Below are 18,119 nucleotides of genomic sequence, written 5' to 3' on the forward strand. Positions count from 1 at the left end.
GAGCGACAGTGCCAGAGATCGGGAAACAGTGACCGCCGGTGGTTATGGGTCCCTGCTTTCGCAGGGACGACGGCGGCGAGGAAGCCATGACGACGTCGAACACCAAATTCCGCACCGGATCGAAGGAAGCGCCGACCGAGCCGTTCAAGCGTGCGGTGACGGGCTGCCTGCGCGCGATCGCGCGAAAGCCGGAGCTCGAAGTGACGTTTGCCGCCGAGCGGCCCGGTCTTGCGCCGGGCAAGGCGCGGCTGCCGGAGCCGGCGCGCAAGATGACCAGGCGGGATGCCGCGATCGTGCGCGGCCACGCCGATTCGATCGCGCTGAAGCTCGCCTGCCACGACCCGAAAGTGCATCGCAAGCTGATGCCGGGAAATCCGCAGGCGCGCGGCGTCTTCGAAGCCGTCGAGCAGGCCCGCGTCGAGGCGCTTGGCTCGCGGCGGATGGCGGGAGTTGCAAAAAACCTCACCGCGATGCTCGACGATCACTTCCATCGCGGCAAGTTCGACGAAATCACCGACCGCGCCGACGCGCCGCTGTCCGATGCGCTGGCGATGCTGGTACGCGAGCGGCTGACCGGGCTTGCGCCGCCTGCGGCTGCCCGCAAGATGGTCGACCTCTGGCGGCCGGTGCTGGAAGACAAGATCGGCGCACGGCTCGACCGGCTCGACCGGCTTGCCGAGGATCAGGCGAAATTCGGCGACGCGGTGCATGATCTGTTGAGCGCGCTCGAACTTGGCGACGACCGCAACGCCGATACCGACGAGGACGAGAACCAGGACGACAACCGCGACGGCGAGAACGACCAGTCCGGCGCCGAAGGCTCGCCCGACTCCGACGCCGCCCAGGAGATGAGCGCCGATCAGGCGCAGGCCTCCAGCGACGAGATGTCGGAAAGCGCGATGGAAAGCGCGCAGGCCTCCACGTCGGACACTTTCGACGATGGCGAGCTCGGCGACGACGAGACGCCGGGCGAGGCGACGCGGCCGAATTCGCGCGGCACCAACGAGCCGCGCGGCCCGGAATATCACGCGTTCGCGCCGAAGTTCGACGAGGTGATCGCGGCCGAGGACCTTTGCGACCATGACGAGCTGGAGCGTCTGCGCAGCTATCTCGACAAGCAACTCGCGCATCTGCAAGGCATCGTCGCTCGGCTCGCCAACCGCTTGCAGCGGCGCCTGATGGCGCAGCAGAACCGCGCCTGGGAATTCGATCTCGAGGAAGGCATTCTCGATCCCGCGCGGCTGTCGCGGGTGGTGACCGATCCCTATCACCCGCTGTCTTTCATGCACGAGAAGGAAGCCACCTTCCGCGACACCGTGGTGACGCTGTTGCTGGACAATTCCGGCTCGATGCGCGGCCGCCCTATCACGGTGGCCGCGACCTGCGCGGATATCCTGGCGCGCACGCTGGAGCGTTGCGGCGTCAAGGTGGAGATTCTCGGTTTCACCACCCGCGCCTGGAAGGGCGGGCAGTCGCGCGAGGCGTGGCTTGCCGCAGGCAAGCCACCAAATCCCGGCCGCCTCAACGATCTCAGGCACATCATCTACAAATCCGCCGACGCGCCGTGGCGGCGGGCGCGCAAGAATCTGGGCCTGATGATGCGCGAGGGCCTGCTCAAGGAGAACATCGACGGTGAGGCGCTGGACTGGGCCCACAAGCGCCTGCTCGGCCGCTCCGAACAGCGCAAGATCCTGATGATGATTTCCGACGGTGCGCCGGTCGACGATTCGACGCTGTCGGTCAATCCCGGCAACTATCTCGAGCGGCATCTGCGCCATATCATCGAGGAAATCGAGACCCGCTCGCCGGTCGAACTGATCGCGATCGGCATCGGCCACGATGTCACGCGCTATTATCGCCGTGCGGTCACCATCGTGGATGCCGAAGAACTCGGCGGCGCGATCACCGAAAAGCTGGCCGAGCTGTTCAGCGAAACCAGCGGCGCTGCGCCCGCCAGGACCGGTCCGCGGCGCAGGCTGCATTCGTAACGCAGCGAGATGACCCGTCGCCGACGTCGCAACGGCGCGTCCTCGCCATGAGGAACAAGCCAGCGCATCTCTCCCGCCGCCGTTTCCTGAAGTCCACGGCGGCAGGATTTTCGGCGGTCGCGACTTCGGACATGGCGTGGGCGCAGCTGGCGACGCAGCCGCCGGCCAAGCCCGTTGCGCCGGACGAATTCTCGGTCGCCGCCCCGGTCTCGATCGAGGTCAACGCCCGGCCGATTGCAGCCTTCGAACCCGGCGACCGCGCGCGGGTGCGGTTCGGCGCGCTGGAATATCGCAGCGGGCTGGTCCTGACTTCGCGTTTCCCGGGCTTTGGCGGATTGTCGGGCATACGGCTGGACAAAAAAGGCGAACGCTTCATCTCGTTCAGCGACAAGGGCACCTGGTTCACCGGCAGCATCGTCTATCAGGACCGCGCGATGAGCGGGCTGGCCGATGTCGAGGCGGCGCCGATGCTGGGGCCGGACGGCCGGCCGATCACCACGCGCGGCTGGTTCGATTCGGAATCGATCGCGCTCGATGGTTCGCTGGTCTATATCGGCCTGGAGCGGGTCAACCAGGTGCTGCGCTTCGATTTCAGCAAGGGCTTTACCCGCGCGCGCGGCGAGGTGGTGCCGCTGCCGCCGGCGGCGGGCAAGCTGCCATTCAACAAGGGGCTGGAAGCGCTGGCCTTCGTGCCAAAGGGCATGCCGCTTGCCGGCACGCTGATCGCGATCTCCGAGCGCGGCCTCGATGCCAACGGCAATCTCATTGGCTTTCTCATCGGCGGTCCTTCGCCGGGGCAGTTCAGCGTCCGCCGCACCGACAAATTCGATATCAGCGACGCGGTGCTGCTGGCCTCGGGCGAGCTGCTGGTGCTGGAGCGGAAGTTTTCGTGGCTCTCCGGTATCGGCATCCGCATCCGGCGCATCGCGCTGACGTCGCTGGCCCCGGGCGCGGTGGTCGATGGTCCCTCGATCTTCGAGGCCGATCTCGGCGAGGAGGTCGACAACATGGAAGGCATCGACGCCCACCTCACGCCGGAGGGCGACACCGTGCTGACCATGGTGTCCGACGACAATTTCTCGCTGCTCCAGCGCACGTTGTTGCTGCAATTCACGCTGGTGGCGTAGCCGTGCCGCTCGCGTCGACCCCATGCGGGCCGGGGCAATTGTCCCTCCGCCTTCGCCGGGACCAGGATGAACCGCCGGCCGCGCCACCCCGACCAACCGCCATGACATCACGCCGCGCCATATCGACCGTTCTCGCCGCGCTGCTCGCATGCGGCACCACGCCGGCCCGCGCCACGGACTCCCACGACTACGCCAGGGACGAATACGCCGTCATTCGCGATGGGCTGGCGCCCGACAAGCATCTGTCGCAGGCCTCGCACGGCGACGGCGAGGGCGGCAACGAAAACTTCCATGTCTGGCTGATGGCGGAGCCCGCCCACCGCCGGATCGCGCGGCTCGCCGATATCGGGCCCGTTCTCGACACCGGCCCGAACGCCTATTACGCCTTCTGGTCGGCGGATTCGCGCCACGTTGTCATCACGTTCCGCAGCGATCGCCATATGGTGGAGCTCAATCTTTATCATATCGAAAACCGCCGCGCGCATTTGATGCTGGGTCGCAGCCTGTTCAAGGAGGTAACGAGCCGCGAGGTCGGTGCGGATGACCACCAGCGGGAAAGCATTCCCGAGTTCGAATGGAAAGACACCCGGCGCTTTGTGCTGAAAGAGCGCCGCCGATTCGTGACCTCCGGGCCCGGCTTCGAGCGCATGCTCGGCGCCTTTGGGCGGGTGACCGACAAGCTCGATGACGGCCGGCTGATGATCGAATTCTCGGCCGAGGCCGATTGCCTGCTGATGCCGGGCGATCGCTACCGCATTGTCGATCTCCGGACAGGAAAATTCGGGAACTGAACCGGACGATGCGGGTCGCAATGACCACGACGGCGCTATTGGCCAGACGGAATATTTCTTGCAAAGCTGCCCGACGGCGGCGCTGAGCGAACAGATGCGCATCACAGCCGACCGATGACCGGAGCAAAGTATGCGCAAGTCGATCCGATTGACGATTGTTTTGGGGTGCTTTTTCGCCGCCGCTACAGCGCAGGCGGAAAACTGGCCGTCGCGGCTGATCAAGGCGACGATCCCGTTCGGCGCCGGCAGCGCCGCCGATGTGGTGCCGCGGGTGGTGCTCGACGGCCTTTCCGCCGAACTCGGCCAGTCCATCGTGGTCGAAAATCGCTCCGGCGCCGGCGGCACGCTCGGCACCGCCATGGTGGTGAAGGCCGATCCGGATGGCTACAGCATTCTCGCCCAATCCTCGGCACTGACGATCGCGCCGGCGATCTATCCCAAACTGACATTCGACGTCACCAGGGATCTTGCCTCGGTGCTGATGATCGGCTCCGGCCCCAATGTGATGATCGTGCCGGTGACGCGACCCTGGAAAACCGTGCAGGATTTCATCGCCGACGCCAAGGCAAAGCCCGGGTCGATTTCGTTCGGCTCGGTCGGCGTTGGCAGCGCGGTGCATATTAGCGCCGAGAAATTCCGCCTCGCCGCCGGGATCGAGACCACCCACGTGCCCTACCGCGGCGGCGCCGAAGTGATCGCCGACATTCTCGGCGGCCGGATCGATTTCTATTTCTGTCCGCTCGCGACCGCATTGCCCTTGATCAAGGAAGGGCGCGTGCGGGCGCTGGTGGTATCGACGCCGAAGCGCGCCGCCGATCTGCCGGATGTGCCGACGCCGGGCGAGGCCGGGCTGAAAGATGCCGAAAGCGTGTTCTGGCTCGGCGTGTTCATGCCGGCGAAGACGCCGCGCGACATCGTCGAGAAATTCCATGCCGCCGGCGTCAAGCTGTTGGCCGAGCCGGCGATGCAGGACCGCCTGAAGCAGTTCGGCATCGAGCCGCTGCCGTTGAATCCAACGGAGATGGACGCCTTCATCGCGCGCGAGACGGCAGACAATCTGCGCCTGATCAAGGCGGCCGGCATCCAGCAGTAGCCCGCTTTCAAGCGTCGTTCCCTGACGACGCGATCCGGGCGCGGCACCGCGCTTCACGCGATCGAAATTCGACCTCTCACGATCGGAGAGGTATAGAACTCCCAGCCACTCCTTCCGCCCTGTCAGGACATTTCCATGAGCGCCCTGTTTTCCCCGATCAAATTGCGCGGCCTGGAGCTTGCCAACCGCATCATGGTGGCGCCGATGTGCCAGTACTCGGCCGGGAACGGCGAGGCCAATGACTGGCATTTCACCCATATCAACACGCTGGCGCTGTCGGGTGCTTCGATGTTCTGCATCGAGGCCACTCATGTCGAGGCGATCGGCCGCATCACGCCGGGCTGCCTCGGCCTGTGGAACGACGCCACCGAGGCCGCGCTGAAGCCCATCCTCGCCTCGGTGCGCAAGCATTCGAAAATCGCGGTGGCGATGCAGCTCGCGCATGCCGGCCGCAAGGGATCGAGCTTTGAGCCGTGGAATGGCGGCCAGCAGATCCCGCTCGCCAAGGGCGGCTGGCAGACCGAAGGGCCGTCCGCGCTGGCGCACAAGGAGGGCGAGCTCGCGCCGCTCGCGCTCGATGCGCAAGGCCTGGCGCGCATCCGCGACGCCTTTGTCGCGGCGGCCAAACGCGCCGAGCGGCTCGGCATCGACGCCATCGAACTGCACGGCGCCCACGGCTATCTGCTGCATCAGTTCCTGTCGCCGATTTCCAACCAGCGCACCGACCAGTATGGCGGGTCCTTGCAGAACCGGCTGCGCTATCCGCTGGAAGTGTTCGACGCGGTCCGCGCGGTGTTTCCGAACCAAAAACCCGTCGGCATCAAGGTGTCCGCGACCGACTGGGTCGAGGGCGGCTGGGACCTCGAACAGACCATCGAATTCGCGCGCGAATTGAAAAAGCGCGGCGTCGACTGGATCGACGTTTCCTCCGGCGGGGTGTCGCCGCAGCAGAAGATCCCGTTGTCGCCGGGCTATCAGGTGCCGTTCGCGCAAGCGATCAGGCAAGCCACCGGAATCACCACCATGGCGGTCGGCCTGATCACCGAAGCCAGACAGGCCGAGGAGATCGTGGCGTCCGGCAAGGCCGACATGGTCGCGCTGGCGCGCGGCATGCTGTACGATCCGCGCTGGGGCTGGCATGCCGCGGCCGAACTCGGCGGCCAGGTCGATGCGCCGCCGCAATACTGGCGCTCGCAGCCCTCGACGCAGAAGGAACTGTTCGGCAAGACCACCTTCGGCGCGAGGTGATCTTTCCACAACGCGCGCCGGAGCATCGGGCATGGCCATCGTCCCTCGCGTCGCGATCGCCGCCGCGGCCTTGTGCGTTTTGTTAAGCGGAGCAGTCATGGGTGCGGAAGCTTTGGCGTTCGATATCGAGGCCCATCGCGGCGGTCGCGCGCTGTTTCCCGAAAACACGCTTGTGTCCTTTGCCAACGCGCTGTCGATGGGCGTCAACACGCTGGAGCTCGACATCGGAGTGACGCGCGATGGCATGATCGTGGTCTCGCATGAGCGCGGCCTCAATCCGGATCTCGCCCGCGGCCCCGGCGGCAACTATGTCGCGCCGCCCGGCATTCCCTTCGTGCAGTTGTCGTTCGAGGAGGTCAGGCAATATGACGTCGGCCAGATCCGCCCCGGCAGCGCCTATGCGGCGCAATTTCCCGACCAGCGCGCGGTGCCCGGCACCAAAATCCCGACGCTGAAGCAAGTATTCGAGCTCGTGCGCCGATCCGGCGACGGAAACGTGCGCTTCAACATCGAAACAAAGATCGACCCTGATCATCCCGAGCAATCCCCGGATCCCGCGCGGTTCGTCGCGCTGCTGCTTGATCTCGTCGCGAGCGAGAAATTCTCCGACCGCGTCATGGTGCAGTCGTTCGACTGGCGGACCCTGCAGCTGGTGCAGAAACTCGCCCCCGCCATACCGACGGTCTATCTGACGGTGCAGAGCGGAAAATCGCCGACGGTCTCGCCCGACAAGGCAACGGGCTGGACCGCGGGTTTCGATCCGGCCGCACACGGCCATTCGATTCCGCGCACCATCAAGGACGCCGGCGGCGCGATCTGGTCGCCTCATTTCGGCGACGTCACCCCGGCGCTGATCGCCGAATCCCACGCGCTTGGACTGAAGGTCGTGGTCTGGACCGTGAACAAGCCGGCCGACATGGCGCGGCTGATCGAGCTCGGCGTCGACGGCATCATTTCCGATCATCCGGATCTCCTGCGCCAGGCGGCCTCCGACAAGGGCATCGCGCTGCCGAAGGGCTGGCCGGTGAAGCCGTAGGCCGAGCTCACTTCACCTCTCCCCGCTTGCGGGGAGAGGTCGCCCGGCGAAGCGCAGCGCAGTCGGGCGGGTGAGGGGGGCTTTCCGCGAGTCCGTATGCTTGGAGGCTCCCCCTCACCCCGACCCTCTCCCCGCAGGCGGGGAGAGGGGGCTCGCTGCCGATGCCATGACATATCAATCTGGTCTCACCATGCTCTAACGCAGGCCGCCCGCGGACCCATCACGCCTTCTTCGGCATCTCCGCCACCGCGCGCAGCGCCGCCACGTAGCCATAGGGCCCGAGGCCGCAGATCACGGCGGTGGCGGCGTGGGAGATCTTGGAATGGCGATGGTACTCGTCGCGGGCGTGGATGTTGGAGATGTGCACCTCCAGCACCGGGCCCTCGAACGCCTTGATGGCGTCGACCATGGCGATCGAGGTGAAGGAATAGGCGGCCGGATTGATGATGATGGCATCGGCCGATTGCCGCGCCGACTGGATCAACTCGACCAGCTCGCCCTCATGGTTGGACTGGTGAAACGCCAGCGTCAGCCCGAGCTTTGTCGCTTCGCGCTCGCAACTCTCCTTGATCTGCGCCAGCGTGGTGGTGCCGTAGATATGCGGCTCGCGCACGCCGAGCAGATTGAGGTTTGGGCCGTTGAGGATCATCACGCGTTTCATGTTGTGCCTTTCTCTTGGAATGGATTCGCTCAGGTTCTGGATTGTTGAATAAGTCCGTCAGCGCGCTCCCTTCACCTCGCCCCGCTTGCGGGGAGAGGTCGCCCGGCGAAGCGCAGCGAAGTCGGGCGGGTGAGGGGGACTCTCCGCAACACCGGTGATGACGAGAGTCCCCCTCACCCCAACCCTCTCCCCGCAAGCGGGGCGAGGGAGCGCACTGCCGATGCGGCTGGAAACTCGATCTGATCTCATCATGTAACCCGATCCAGTTTTACGATGCCCCAGTGACGCCCGACATCCCGAACACCGCGACTGCGCGGATCGGGGAGCCGGTGCCGCCGCGCCATTTCATCGGCAGGCCGATGAAGGTGAAGGGTCCCGCGCCGAGCAGCGCTTCGAGGTTGCACAGGCTCTCGATGTGGGTGATGCCGAGCTCGAAGCAGGCCTTGTGGACCAAAAGGTTCTCTTTGCCTTCGGGCCCCGGCCGCATCGAATCGATGCCGAAATGCACGATGCCTTGTTTGGCCAGCCATTCGGTGGCCGGCACGTTGACGCCGGAATTCTCGGTCGCATATTCCTTGCGCGGAAAGGTGCGCTCGTGATGGCCGGTGCAGAGCAGCGCGGTGCCGCCGTTCGGAATCGGATGGCCCGCTTTCTTCACCGCCGCCGCGAGATCATCGGGCGTGATCTCGGCGCGCGGCGCGATGTGGCGCAGATCAAGGCAGATGCCGGGCACGATGCAGTTTTCCAGCGGATACTCGTCGATTCCAATGCCGCGCTTGTCGAAATGCCGGGGTGCGTCGATATGGGTGCCGCCATGGTCGGGCATCGCAAAATACATCGAGGCCAGCCCATGCACGTTGCCGCCATCGGCAAGGGATTCCTCGTGGGTCTTCCAGACGCCGTGGATGATCGCGGAATGCCCGGGATAACTGGGGGTGCGGTGGTAGAGCTGACGGCTGAGGTCGACGATCTTCACGAGGGGTCCTTTCCTGGGTGAGAAATAATCCGGATCAGACCGGCTCTTGTCATCTCACCATAGTCGCCGGTGAAATTCGAGCGGTCGGATTGCATGGGTTGGGCGCCCTTACCCTCTCCTGGAGGGGGAGGGTCGGCTGACATTGAGCGCAGCGAAATGTCAGACGGGGTGGGGTGATCTCTCAACACGGGCACAGTTGAAAATGGAGAGACCGTCACCCCACCCCGCCGCTTCGCGTCGACCCTCCCCCTCCAGGGGAGGGTAAGAAGCCTTCACCTCGCCCCGCTTGCGGGGAGAGGTCGCCCGGCGAAGCGCAGCGAGGTCGGGCGGGTGAGGGGGACTCTCGGCAGACTTACGCTCGCGGATAGTCCCCCTCACCCGGAGACTTCGCTGTCGCTTCGTCTCCGACCTTTCCCCGCAAGCGGGGCGAGGTAAAGAGCGCCCCGCTATTCGAATATCAGACATCTCATTCGACCGTCATTGCGAGCGTTAGCGAAGCAATCCATCGCACCGCATCAAGAAAGAATGGATTGCTTCGTCGCTTCGCTCCCTTGCGCAAACGCTTCGCGTTTGTCGCAGGCAATGACGAAGGATACAGGGCAATGACGGCAGGATACAGCTTCGCGATCTCGCGGCGCGATTCGCCCGAGTTTTGCTGAAGAACCTCCCGCCCTCCAATCAGAGGGCGCAGGGAATGCCGGACGCTCGGCGCGTCCGCAGCCGCGTGCGTAGTGTAGAAAGCGCACGCGTTAGTCACCACGGTCACGCCGGAAACGTCCGGCATTCCCCGCGCAATGGTTTTAACGGTTTCCTTCGTGCTCTCCCCGGTGACCGGGCTTTCTTGCCACCGTCACTCTCGCGCCTTCGCGAGAGCTTGATGCCAGCGTCGGGGCATCAGGACCACACGACTTCGCCATCCGCCTTCGCGCGTTCGTCGTGCTGCGCCCAGGCGTCCACCGCATCCCGCTCCGCGTCCGTGACGTTGCGCAACGCCCCTCTGTTGAGGCGGGATGCGCGAATCAATAAACCTGCTTCTACCGAACCGTGAAGAGGAATATTTTTTGCGGGAAGGCTGGACGGGAAGATCGATTGGCCCGTTGATTTGCCCGTCGGGCAGTCATCCGGAAAGCTGTCATACCCCGCGCATGCGGGGTATCCAGTACGCCGCGGCCTCTCGATTCCTTGTCAGCGTCTCTCGAATACTGGATCGCCCGGTCAAGCCGGGCGACGACGATCGAAGGTGTGGCGCTTTCGCAGGGACGACGCGGAGAGTGTTTCCGCGCCACCACGCGCATCCAAAATCTCAAAACGCGCCGCCGGCGTCGGCAAGCTTGCGGCCGCGCGCGTCGTATTCCAGCACGGTGACCTGGCCGGCGCGGGTGATGCGGGCGCGCTGCAGCCGGCCGTTCGGATGGTAGGCATAGAGATATTCGAAGAAGAATTTTCCGCGGTAGAGCTTGACGACGCTGGTCAGTTTGCCGCCGCCGTCGTAATGGCCGATCAGGTAGGCCGCGCCCCTGGCGGTGAGCGCGTCGGCCTCTTCCTTGGTGATGCGGTGCTCCGGCGTGATCGGATGCCGGTAGCCGCGCCAGCCCATGTAATATTCGATCGGATCGTGCCGCGCCTTGGCGAGCGAGACACCCACGGCGAGCGCGGCCAGCACAAGGCCGATCAGGGCAACCAGCAGGACCGAAAGCTTCATGGTGGATCAGGCTCGCGTTGGACCGGTAACGCCATTGGACTCGGCGAGGGCGCGGAAGGTTCACGGGATTTTGGGCGTCGGGGGGCGCGCGATGGATGGCCTCGCGGCCCGCATGATGGCGGTTGTGCTTCGCAAGAGCGTGTTGTCAGATGGACGCTGGAATCTGACTCAGAAGGCAGGCAGTGGTATTCGGCGTCATTCCGGGATGGTGCATAGCACCAGACCCGGAATCTCGAGATTCTCCGATGTGCAATTGCACATCGTAGTTCGATGCTTCGCATCGCCCCGGAATGACGGTCTTAGAGGCCTTGTTTTGCTAGCTGCATTTTGGATCATACTCTCAGAACAAACCGGCCTCGATCAATCGAGAAGGGGACACCCATGCTGGACCGGCTGAGCCCTGCCGCGGAGGACATGGCGGGAGCGTGGATATCAGCCTTTGGCGCGGCGTTGCAGGCGCGCTCCGCGCCCGCGCTGTCCGAATTGTTCGCGGAAGATTGCCACTGGCGAAATATCTTCGGCCTCGCCTGGCGGTTTGCGACCGTCAGCGGTGCTGCGCCGCTGGTGGCCGAACTGCTTCAGCGCGCGGCGGAGGCTGGTGCTTCCGAATTCCGGATCGACGCGGCGGCGCTTGCGCCGCGGAAAGCGGTGGTCGCCGGGCGCGAGGTGATCGAGGCCATCTTCCGCTTTGCCACCGCCGATGGACCCGGCATCGGCTCGCTCCGGCTGCTCGCCGCGCCGAACGGGCTCGCGAAAGCCTGGACGATTTCCACCACGCTTGATTTCGACCAAATATGCGAAGCCCGCGCGCGCCAGGCGGCGGCCACATCGCACGCGCGCGATTTCACCGCGCCCGACTGGGCCGAGCAGCGCAAAACTTCCAGCGCCTTCACTGACCGCGAACCGGATGTGCTGGTCGTTGGCGGTGGCCATGCCGGCATCTCCGCCGCCGTCGAGCTGAAGCGGATCGGGCTCGATACGCTGGTGATCGACCGGGAGGCGCGCGTCGGCGACAATTGGCGCCTGCGCTACCGCGGCCTCAAGCTGCACAACAAGACGCCGGTCAATCATCTGCGCTATCTGCCGTTCCCGGTGACCTTTCCGGACTACATCCCGAAAGACCAGATCGCCAACTTTCTGGAAAGCTATGTCGACCTCATGGAGGTCGACTTCTGGACGCAAACCAGCTTCGAAGGCGCTGACTATGACGACACGACTCAGCGCTGGACCGCGCGGCTGCGCCGCGCCGACGGCGCCCGCGTGCTTCGTCCCAAACACATCGTGCTCGCCACCAGCGTCAGCGGCACGCCGAACATTCCGGATATCGAAGGCATCGGGAATTTTGCTGGGCAGGTGCTGCACTCCAGCCAATTCGCCGCAGGCCAGGAATATTCCGGCCGCTCCGTGGTGGTGTTCGGCACCGGCACCAGCGCGCATGACATCTGTCAGGAGCTGCACGCCAGCGGCGCCGCCGTCACCATGGTGCAGCGAAGCCCCACCATGATCGTCAATGTCGAGCCGGCGCAGCTCTATGACAGGGCCTATCTCGGCGACGGCCCGCCCATCGAAATTCGCGACATCCTCAATTCCGGCACCCCACTGCCGGTGATGAAGGCCGCGCACAAGCTGATCACCGACGAGGTGAAACAACTCGACGCGCCGCTGCTGGCGCAGCTTAAGGCCGCCGGCTTCCGGCTCGAATTCGGCGAGGACGGCACCGGCTGGCCGCTGAAATTCCGCACCCGCGGCGGCGGCTATTATTTCAACGTCGGCTGCTCCGAGCTGATCGCCGACGGCCGCATCCGCCTGATCCAGGCCGCCGATATCGCAGGCGTCGAGACCGGCGGCCTGCGGCTCGCCGACGGATCGGCGCTTCATGCCGAGCTGTTCGTGCTGGCGACCGGCTACAAGGGCCCGGATCATCTGGTGGGACAATTGTTCGGCGCCGAGGTCGCGGCGCGGGTCGGGCGGGTCTGGGGATTTAACGAGGAGACAAGCGAGCTTGCCAACATGTGGCGGCGAACGCCGCAGCCAGGCCTGTGGTTCACCGCCGGCGCCTTCTCGCAGGCCCGCATCTACAGCCGGTTCATCGCGCTGCAGATCGACGCGATCGAAAAGGGGACGCTGGGGAAGCGGGTGGAGTGAGGTTGATGGGAAGTGCCTATGGCCGGGTCTGGCGGAGAAGATCGAGGAGCGACCGGAGCATCTCGGCGCATGAGCGATGACGTCTCACTAGGCAATCTGACCAAGATGAACCGTCGATATGTCTATCGGCGCGAACGGGATAGGCCAGGATGCAACGGCTGCATTTACTGCAATGAGATATCCGAAGCACCTCTGACTTCAGAGCACATTATCCCAGAGAGCTTGGGAGGCGCCTTAGTTATTGAAAATGCGAGTTGCGCAAACTGTGCCGATCAATCGCATGCCTTTGAAGGACATGCCTGCAATGCCTTAAAGCCAATACGGCGACAGCTTGGCTTGCCTCAAAAGCATCGAGGCGCGAAGCAAAGAGAGAAACGCAAGGCTGAGCGTTTCATTCTGATGCTGGACAGGCATAGAGTAAAAGTCCCCATCGATGAATTTCCAGCGTTATTAGTGAACTTGGTCTTTCCTCCACCTGGAATTTTGCTAGGGCAGAAACTAGAAGATAAAATGCTAACCGGCGGCGTCTATTCCGCTGAGTTGTTGGAGGGGGTTGGCGAAAAGCTGAACCGCATACGCGCAAAATACAGAGCAAACTCGGTCGGTATCATGGGCATCGAACCGCAAGCACGCGGCGAACAAGATGACTTCGGCCGAATGCTAGCGAAGATAGCTCATTCTTACGCTGCTGCGGAACTAGGGTGTGGAAATTTCCATCCCTTCTCTTCGGGCAAAAGCCGCGCCAACTGTTCGTCGACCCACGTCTTGATCTGAAGGGACGAATGGAAGCCTTGGTCGAATAGTAGATCAGCATATTGTGGAAACTTCATTGCAAAGACATTTCCAGCGATACCGCGGCTTCCTTTCCGGTCCGGCTTACCGACGAACGAATTGAAATCCATGCTCGCTATTGCGTTTCTTAGGTCCTTGGGCTGAGCACCGGCACCAATCAAAGACGCTACAATTGCTCCAGCAGAAGTTCCCGCGACTTCAGTAAAGCTGACGCCACTACTTATGGCTTCTTCGAAGGCTCCGACAAAGGCTGCGGCCCGGCAGCCGCCACCTTGGAAAACACCCAAACAGCTCTTGAAGAATGATGTCTTCGCCATAACGAAAATAGACCTCGGTAGAGGGTAAAAATTGCAAGGAATTTCTAGCAGAACCGTTGGTTGTGGGTAAGCTTTGTTCCGCAGAGGCCGCTCCCCCCAAAACAAAAACAGCCGGGTCTTTCGACCCGGCCATCCAAAACTCTCAACCGCTAACTCAGTCTAACGAGAAGCTCAGCTCGCCTTCGCCGTCTTCGCCGGCTTCTTCACAAACTCGACCTTCGGCAGCTTCTTCTCGATCGCCCGCTTCAGCTCCAGCGCGCGGGGCGAGAGCACGTCGGCCTTGGCCTTGATCAGGAAGGCATCGAGGCCGCCGCGGTGGTCGACGCTCTTGATCGCGTTGGTGGAGACGCGCAGCCGCACGTTCCGTCCCAGCGCATCCGAAATGAAGGTGACGTTGCACAGGTTCGGCAGGAAGCGCCGCTTGGTCTTGATGTTGGAGTGGCTCACAGTGTGGCCCACCTGGGGGCCCTTGGCCGTCAGTTCACAGCGCCGCGACATCGCAAGAAATCCTCTTCCATCCCGGCCTGCCGTCCCGCATCAAAGGGGTCGGCGCCAAGGGTTCAAAAACACGTCCATCCAGGGAACCGCGGACGTATAGGGGCTGGGCCGCATGGCGTCAAGGTTTTGGCGGGCGGAACAGCAGCCGGGAACACCCGGTTTCAGGAGCGTTTGGCGCCGCTTACCATCACAAAAACGATCATATAAACGGCGTATTCGCAGTCGAAATCATCGTTCCCATGCTTGCGCGCGGATCGGCCTGGCGCCCGATGGTTTACCTAAAAAGCGTGCAAATTCAATATTGCGCGGATGGCGCGTTGTTTGCCGGGTTGTTTTGACTAAATGATAGACCGATCCCGCTGCCCAGAGGACCGCCGTTCCGTGACCATCTCCAGCAAGAGTTCACAGCGCGTCGCCGCATCGGCGCTGCGGGTGCTGGCCGGGCTGTGCGCCGGCATGGTGCTGTGGGCGCCTGCGCCTGCCGCCTTCGCGCAAGGAAGGCTCGAGGCGCATTACGAGGCGACGCTGGCCGGCATTCCCGTCGGCAAGGGCGCCTGGACCATCGACATCTCCGACGATTCGTTTTCGGCGTCTGCCTTCGGCGGCACCGCGGGGCTGTTGAAAGCCTTCGCCGGCGGTTCCGGCACCGGGGCTTCGCAGGGCCGCGTCGTCAACGGCGCGCTGGTCGCGACCAGTTACAGCGCCTCCACCACGACCTCGAAAAAAACCGAGGCGATCCGCATGGTGCTCGCCAATGGCGGCATCAAGGAATTCGCCATCGAGCCCGAGCCGCCGGTCGATCCGGACCGGATTCCGGTCACCGATGCGCATCGCAGAGGCGTGCTCGATCCGATGACGGGGGCGATGCTGCGGGTGCCCGGCACCGCCGATCCGCTCGGCCCCGAGGCCTGCCACACCGGCAACGCCATCTTCGACGGCCGCATGCGCTACGAGCTGAAACTCGATTTCAAGCGCATGGAAACCGTGAAGGCCGAGAAGGGCTATGCCGGCCCGGTGGTGGTCTGCGCGATCTATTTCGTGCCGGTCGCCGGCTACATCCCCGATCGTCCCGTGATCAAATACCTCACCGCCCAGCGCAACATGGAAATCGCGTTCGCGCCGGTCGCCGGAACCCGGGTGCTGGTGCCGTTCCGGATGGTGATCCCGACCCCGCTCGGCACCGCCATGCTGGAAGCCACCCAGTTCATCACCACGCCAACGCCTCCGCGCGTCGCCAAGACGAATTGACGGCGCATCCCGTCATTCCGGGGCGATGCGAAGCATCGAACCACGATGTGCAATTGCACATCGGAGAATCTCGAGATTCCGGGTCTGGTGCTTGCGCACCATCCCGGAATGACGATGAGCGGGGCGCGTGGCGAAGACGAATTGATTTTTCGTTCTCCCTCCCCCCTTGCGGGGGAGGGTTGGGGAGGGGGGTAGCCGCATCGGGACCGCTCGTGTGGACCCCCACCCCCAACCCCTAAGAGCGAGCTTCGCTCGTCTCGACCCCGCAAGGGGGAGGGGAGTGAGAGAGCGTCACGCGCGTGGCGAAGACGAATTGATCTACTCGCTGCTGCTGCGAATCACCTCGCCCCGCTTGCGGGGAGAGGTCGGCGCGCAGCGCCGGGTGAGGGGGATTCTCCGCGAGTCCAAACTTTGCGGAGAATCCCCCTCACCCCGACCCTCTCCCCGCAAGCGGGGCGAGGGAGCGAGAGAGCGATGCGCGTGGCGAAGAGGAATTGAGGGATGGCTTTATCCGTCGTCCCTGCGAACGCAGGGACCCATAACCACGGGTCTCAATTGTTGAACGAGCGTCATCCACCTGGGCCTAGCGATAGATCACGCGGTATGGGTCCCCGCTCCCGTGCGCAATTGCGCACCAGGCGGGGACGACGAGGGTTTGGGTGCGACGACGAGACACTGAATCCCGCTTGACTCTTGCCCGCTTCTGATTCGACTCCGCCTCGCGCCAATTTTAAGGAATTCGCCGTCAAACCGCAGGCTTGTCGGGCCACGCCAAACTTGATCTAGTGCGCCGGCGCGCTATTTGCGCGATATGTTGCGGTGAACGAAGCCGGAGTGCATCGGAGTCACCGATTCGGGCGCGATTCGTTCCGGACTCGTTCCAGAACTTAAGCAGGGATCATACAGGCGTCGCATTGTGACACACATATAACCTCGCGCGTCTTCCGCTTCCCACCGCCGCTCCCCATCTTGGGCTAGCAGGCGCCCAACGCGACCCTAAGCAGAAACCCCATAAAAACATGGCCTTTTCGACTTCTTCGCCCTCGCTTGCCAACGCACGGGCTCCCGGCGCCGGCGTCACCGCCGTGCTCGGGCCGACCAATACCGGCAAGACTCATCTGGCGATCGAGCGGATGCTGGCGCATTCCTCAGGCGTCATCGGGCTGCCGCTGCGGCTCCTGGCGCGCGAGGTCTACAACAAGATCGTCGATCGCGCTGGGCCTGAGTCGGTCGCGCTGATCACCGGCGAAGAGAAGATAAAACCGAAGAATCCGCGGTTCTGGGTCTCCACCGTGGAAGCGATGCCGAGGGATCTCGACGTGTCGTTTCTCGCCGTCGATGAAATCCAGATCGCGGCCGATCTCGAGCGCGGGCACGTCTTCACCGACCGCATCCTCAACCGCCGCGGCCGCGACGAAACCCTGCTGCTCGGTGCCGCCACCATGCGCCCGATCATCGAGCGGCTGCTGCCCGGCGCTTCCATCGTTACAAGGCCGAGACTGTCGCAGCTGGAATTCGCCGGCGACCGCAAGATCACCCGCCAGCCGCGGCGCACTGCGATCGTCGCGTTCTCGGCCGATGAGGTCTACGCCATCGCCGAACTGATCCGCCGGCAGCATGGCGGCGCCGCCGTGGTGCTGGGCTCGCTGTCGCCCCGCACCCGCAACGCGCAAGTCGAGATGTTCCAGAACGGCGACGTCGATTACCTGGTCGCGACCGACGCCGTCGGCATGGGCCTCAACCTCGACGTCGATCACGTCGCGTTTGCCTCTGACCGCAAATATGACGGCTATCAGTTCCGCCGCTTGAATCCTTCCGAATTCGCGCAGATCGCCGGACGCGCCGGCCGCGCCACCCGCGACGGCACTTTTGGGACAACGGGCCGCTGCGCGCCGTTCGAGCCCGAACTGGTCAATGCGCTGCAGAATCATAGCTTCGAGAGCGTGAAGGTGTTGCAGTGGCGCAATTCCAAGCTGGATTTCGCCTCGCTCGGCGCGTTGCAGGTGTCGCTGGCGCTGTCGCCGTCGCACGAGGCGCTGACCCGGGCGCCGATTGCCGAGGATCTGCGCGTGCTCGATCACGCCGCGCGCGACGCCGATGTCCGCGACATGGCGCATGGCGCGGCCGCGGTCGAGCGGCTGTGGGACGCCTGCCAGATTCCGGATTACCGCCGGATCGCGCCCGCCGCCCATGCCGAGCTGGTCACCACTTTGTTCGGATTCCTGATGCAGAAGGGCCGGATCCCCGACGCCTGGTTCGCTGCCCAGGTCGATCAGGCCGACCGGGTCGACGGCGATATCGACACGCTATCGGGCCGGATCGCGCAAATCCGCACCTGGACCTTTGTCGCCAACCGGCCGGACTGGCTGGCGGATCCCGAGCATTGGCAGGGAATCGCACGCGATGTTGAAAATAAATTGTCCGATGCGCTGCATGAACGGCTCACGGAGCGTTTCGTTGATCGCCGTACCAGTGTATTGATGCGCCGCCTGCGGGA

16 protein-coding genes are annotated in these 18,119 nt (G+C 64.0%); 10 read left to right on the top strand and 6 right to left on the bottom strand.

Going from position 1 to position 18,119, the window contains the following annotated elements; all coding sequences use genetic code 11:
* Positions 1 to 86: 86 nt before the first annotated feature.
* The 6 genes from cobT (at position 87) to E8A46_RS29885 (ending at position 7,283) form a co-directional block, all read left to right on the top strand.
* Positions 87 to 1,988 carry a cobaltochelatase subunit CobT gene (gene cobT, locus E8A46_RS29860; protein ID WP_291568796.1) on the top strand — a complete coding sequence of 634 codons (1,902 nt, stop codon included), beginning with the start codon at positions 87 to 89 and terminating at the stop codon, positions 1,986 to 1,988.
* A gap of 47 nt (positions 1,989 to 2,035) precedes the next feature.
* The gene (locus E8A46_RS29865; RefSeq protein WP_291568798.1) at positions 2,036 to 3,115 is read left to right on the top strand and encodes an esterase-like activity of phytase family protein; all 1,080 of its coding nucleotides are present in this window, start codon (positions 2,036 to 2,038) and stop codon (positions 3,113 to 3,115) included.
* Positions 3,116 to 3,216: 101 nt separating this feature from the next.
* Entirely contained in the window at positions 3,217 to 3,906 is a 690-nt protein-coding gene (locus tag E8A46_RS29870) for a hypothetical protein (protein WP_291568800.1), read from the top strand.
* Positions 3,907 to 4,036: 130 nt separating this feature from the next.
* Entirely contained in the window at positions 4,037 to 4,999 is a 963-nt protein-coding gene (locus E8A46_RS29875; RefSeq protein WP_291568802.1) for a tripartite tricarboxylate transporter substrate binding protein, read from the top strand.
* 135 nt (positions 5,000 to 5,134) lie between these two features.
* Positions 5,135 to 6,247: an NADH:flavin oxidoreductase/NADH oxidase gene (locus E8A46_RS29880; protein WP_291568804.1), complete on the top strand. Its 1,113-nt coding sequence runs from the start codon at positions 5,135 to 5,137 to the stop codon at positions 6,245 to 6,247.
* 97 nt (positions 6,248 to 6,344) lie between these two features.
* Positions 6,345 to 7,283 (top strand): glycerophosphodiester phosphodiesterase, encoded by a 939-nt coding sequence (locus E8A46_RS29885; protein WP_291568806.1) that lies wholly within the window; start codon positions 6,345 to 6,347, stop codon positions 7,281 to 7,283.
* Positions 7,284 to 7,503: 220 nt separating this feature from the next.
* Here the strand turns inward: E8A46_RS29885 and aroQ are convergent, their stop codons facing one another.
* From aroQ to E8A46_RS29905, 4 genes are all read right to left on the bottom strand, one after another.
* Entirely contained in the window at positions 7,504 to 7,944 is a 441-nt protein-coding gene (aroQ, locus tag E8A46_RS29890; RefSeq protein ID WP_291568807.1) for a type II 3-dehydroquinate dehydratase, read from the bottom strand.
* A gap of 268 nt (positions 7,945 to 8,212) precedes the next feature.
* The gene (locus E8A46_RS29895) at positions 8,213 to 8,920 is read right to left on the bottom strand and encodes a cyclase family protein (RefSeq protein WP_291568810.1); all 708 of its coding nucleotides are present in this window, start codon (positions 8,918 to 8,920) and stop codon (positions 8,213 to 8,215) included.
* Positions 8,921 to 9,386: 466 nt separating this feature from the next.
* Positions 9,387 to 9,704: a hypothetical protein gene (locus E8A46_RS29900; RefSeq protein WP_291568812.1), complete on the bottom strand. Its 318-nt coding sequence runs from the start codon at positions 9,702 to 9,704 to the stop codon at positions 9,387 to 9,389.
* A gap of 519 nt (positions 9,705 to 10,223) precedes the next feature.
* A complete protein-coding gene (locus tag E8A46_RS29905; RefSeq protein ID WP_291568814.1) occupies positions 10,224 to 10,622 on the bottom strand; it encodes a DUF6156 family protein in 399 nt (132 codons plus the stop codon).
* A 381-nt stretch (positions 10,623 to 11,003) separates the two neighbouring features.
* Here E8A46_RS29905 and E8A46_RS29910 point away from each other — a divergent pair, with 381 nt between their 5' ends.
* Positions 11,004 to 12,767: an NAD(P)/FAD-dependent oxidoreductase gene (locus E8A46_RS29910; protein ID WP_291568816.1), complete on the top strand. Its 1,764-nt coding sequence runs from the start codon at positions 11,004 to 11,006 to the stop codon at positions 12,765 to 12,767.
* A gap of 69 nt (positions 12,768 to 12,836) precedes the next feature.
* On the top strand, positions 12,837 to 13,541 hold the full coding sequence (locus E8A46_RS29915) for an HNH endonuclease (protein ID WP_291568818.1): 705 nt from the start codon (positions 12,837 to 12,839) through the stop codon (positions 13,539 to 13,541).
* On the opposite strand, the gene E8A46_RS30560 is transcribed toward E8A46_RS29915, so the two are convergent.
* Both E8A46_RS30560 and rpmB read right to left on the bottom strand, forming a co-directional pair.
* Complete coding sequence (locus E8A46_RS30560) at positions 13,448 to 13,876, bottom strand: patatin-like phospholipase family protein (protein WP_363252869.1); 429 nt, start codon at positions 13,874 to 13,876, stop codon at positions 13,448 to 13,450. The two genes, E8A46_RS29915 and E8A46_RS30560, sit on opposite strands and share 94 nt — an antisense overlap.
* 171 nt (positions 13,877 to 14,047) lie before the next feature.
* Positions 14,048 to 14,374: a 50S ribosomal protein L28 gene (rpmB, locus tag E8A46_RS29920; RefSeq protein WP_291568820.1), complete on the bottom strand. Its 327-nt coding sequence runs from the start codon at positions 14,372 to 14,374 to the stop codon at positions 14,048 to 14,050.
* Positions 14,375 to 14,830: 456 nt separating this feature from the next.
* Between rpmB and E8A46_RS29925 the strand changes: the two genes are divergently transcribed.
* Together E8A46_RS29925 and E8A46_RS29930 are read left to right on the top strand one after the other, a co-directional pair.
* A complete protein-coding gene (locus E8A46_RS29925; RefSeq protein ID WP_291568828.1) occupies positions 14,831 to 15,622 on the top strand; it encodes a DUF3108 domain-containing protein in 792 nt (263 codons plus the stop codon).
* Positions 15,623 to 16,641: 1,019 nt separating this feature from the next.
* The coding region (locus tag E8A46_RS29930; RefSeq protein WP_291568822.1) for a helicase-related protein at positions 16,642 to 18,119 on the top strand (1,478 nt) is incomplete at its 3' end.

The sequence above is a fragment of the Bradyrhizobium sp. genome (genome assembly GCF_004799445.1).
GTDB lineage: Bacteria > Pseudomonadota > Alphaproteobacteria > Rhizobiales > Xanthobacteraceae > Bradyrhizobium.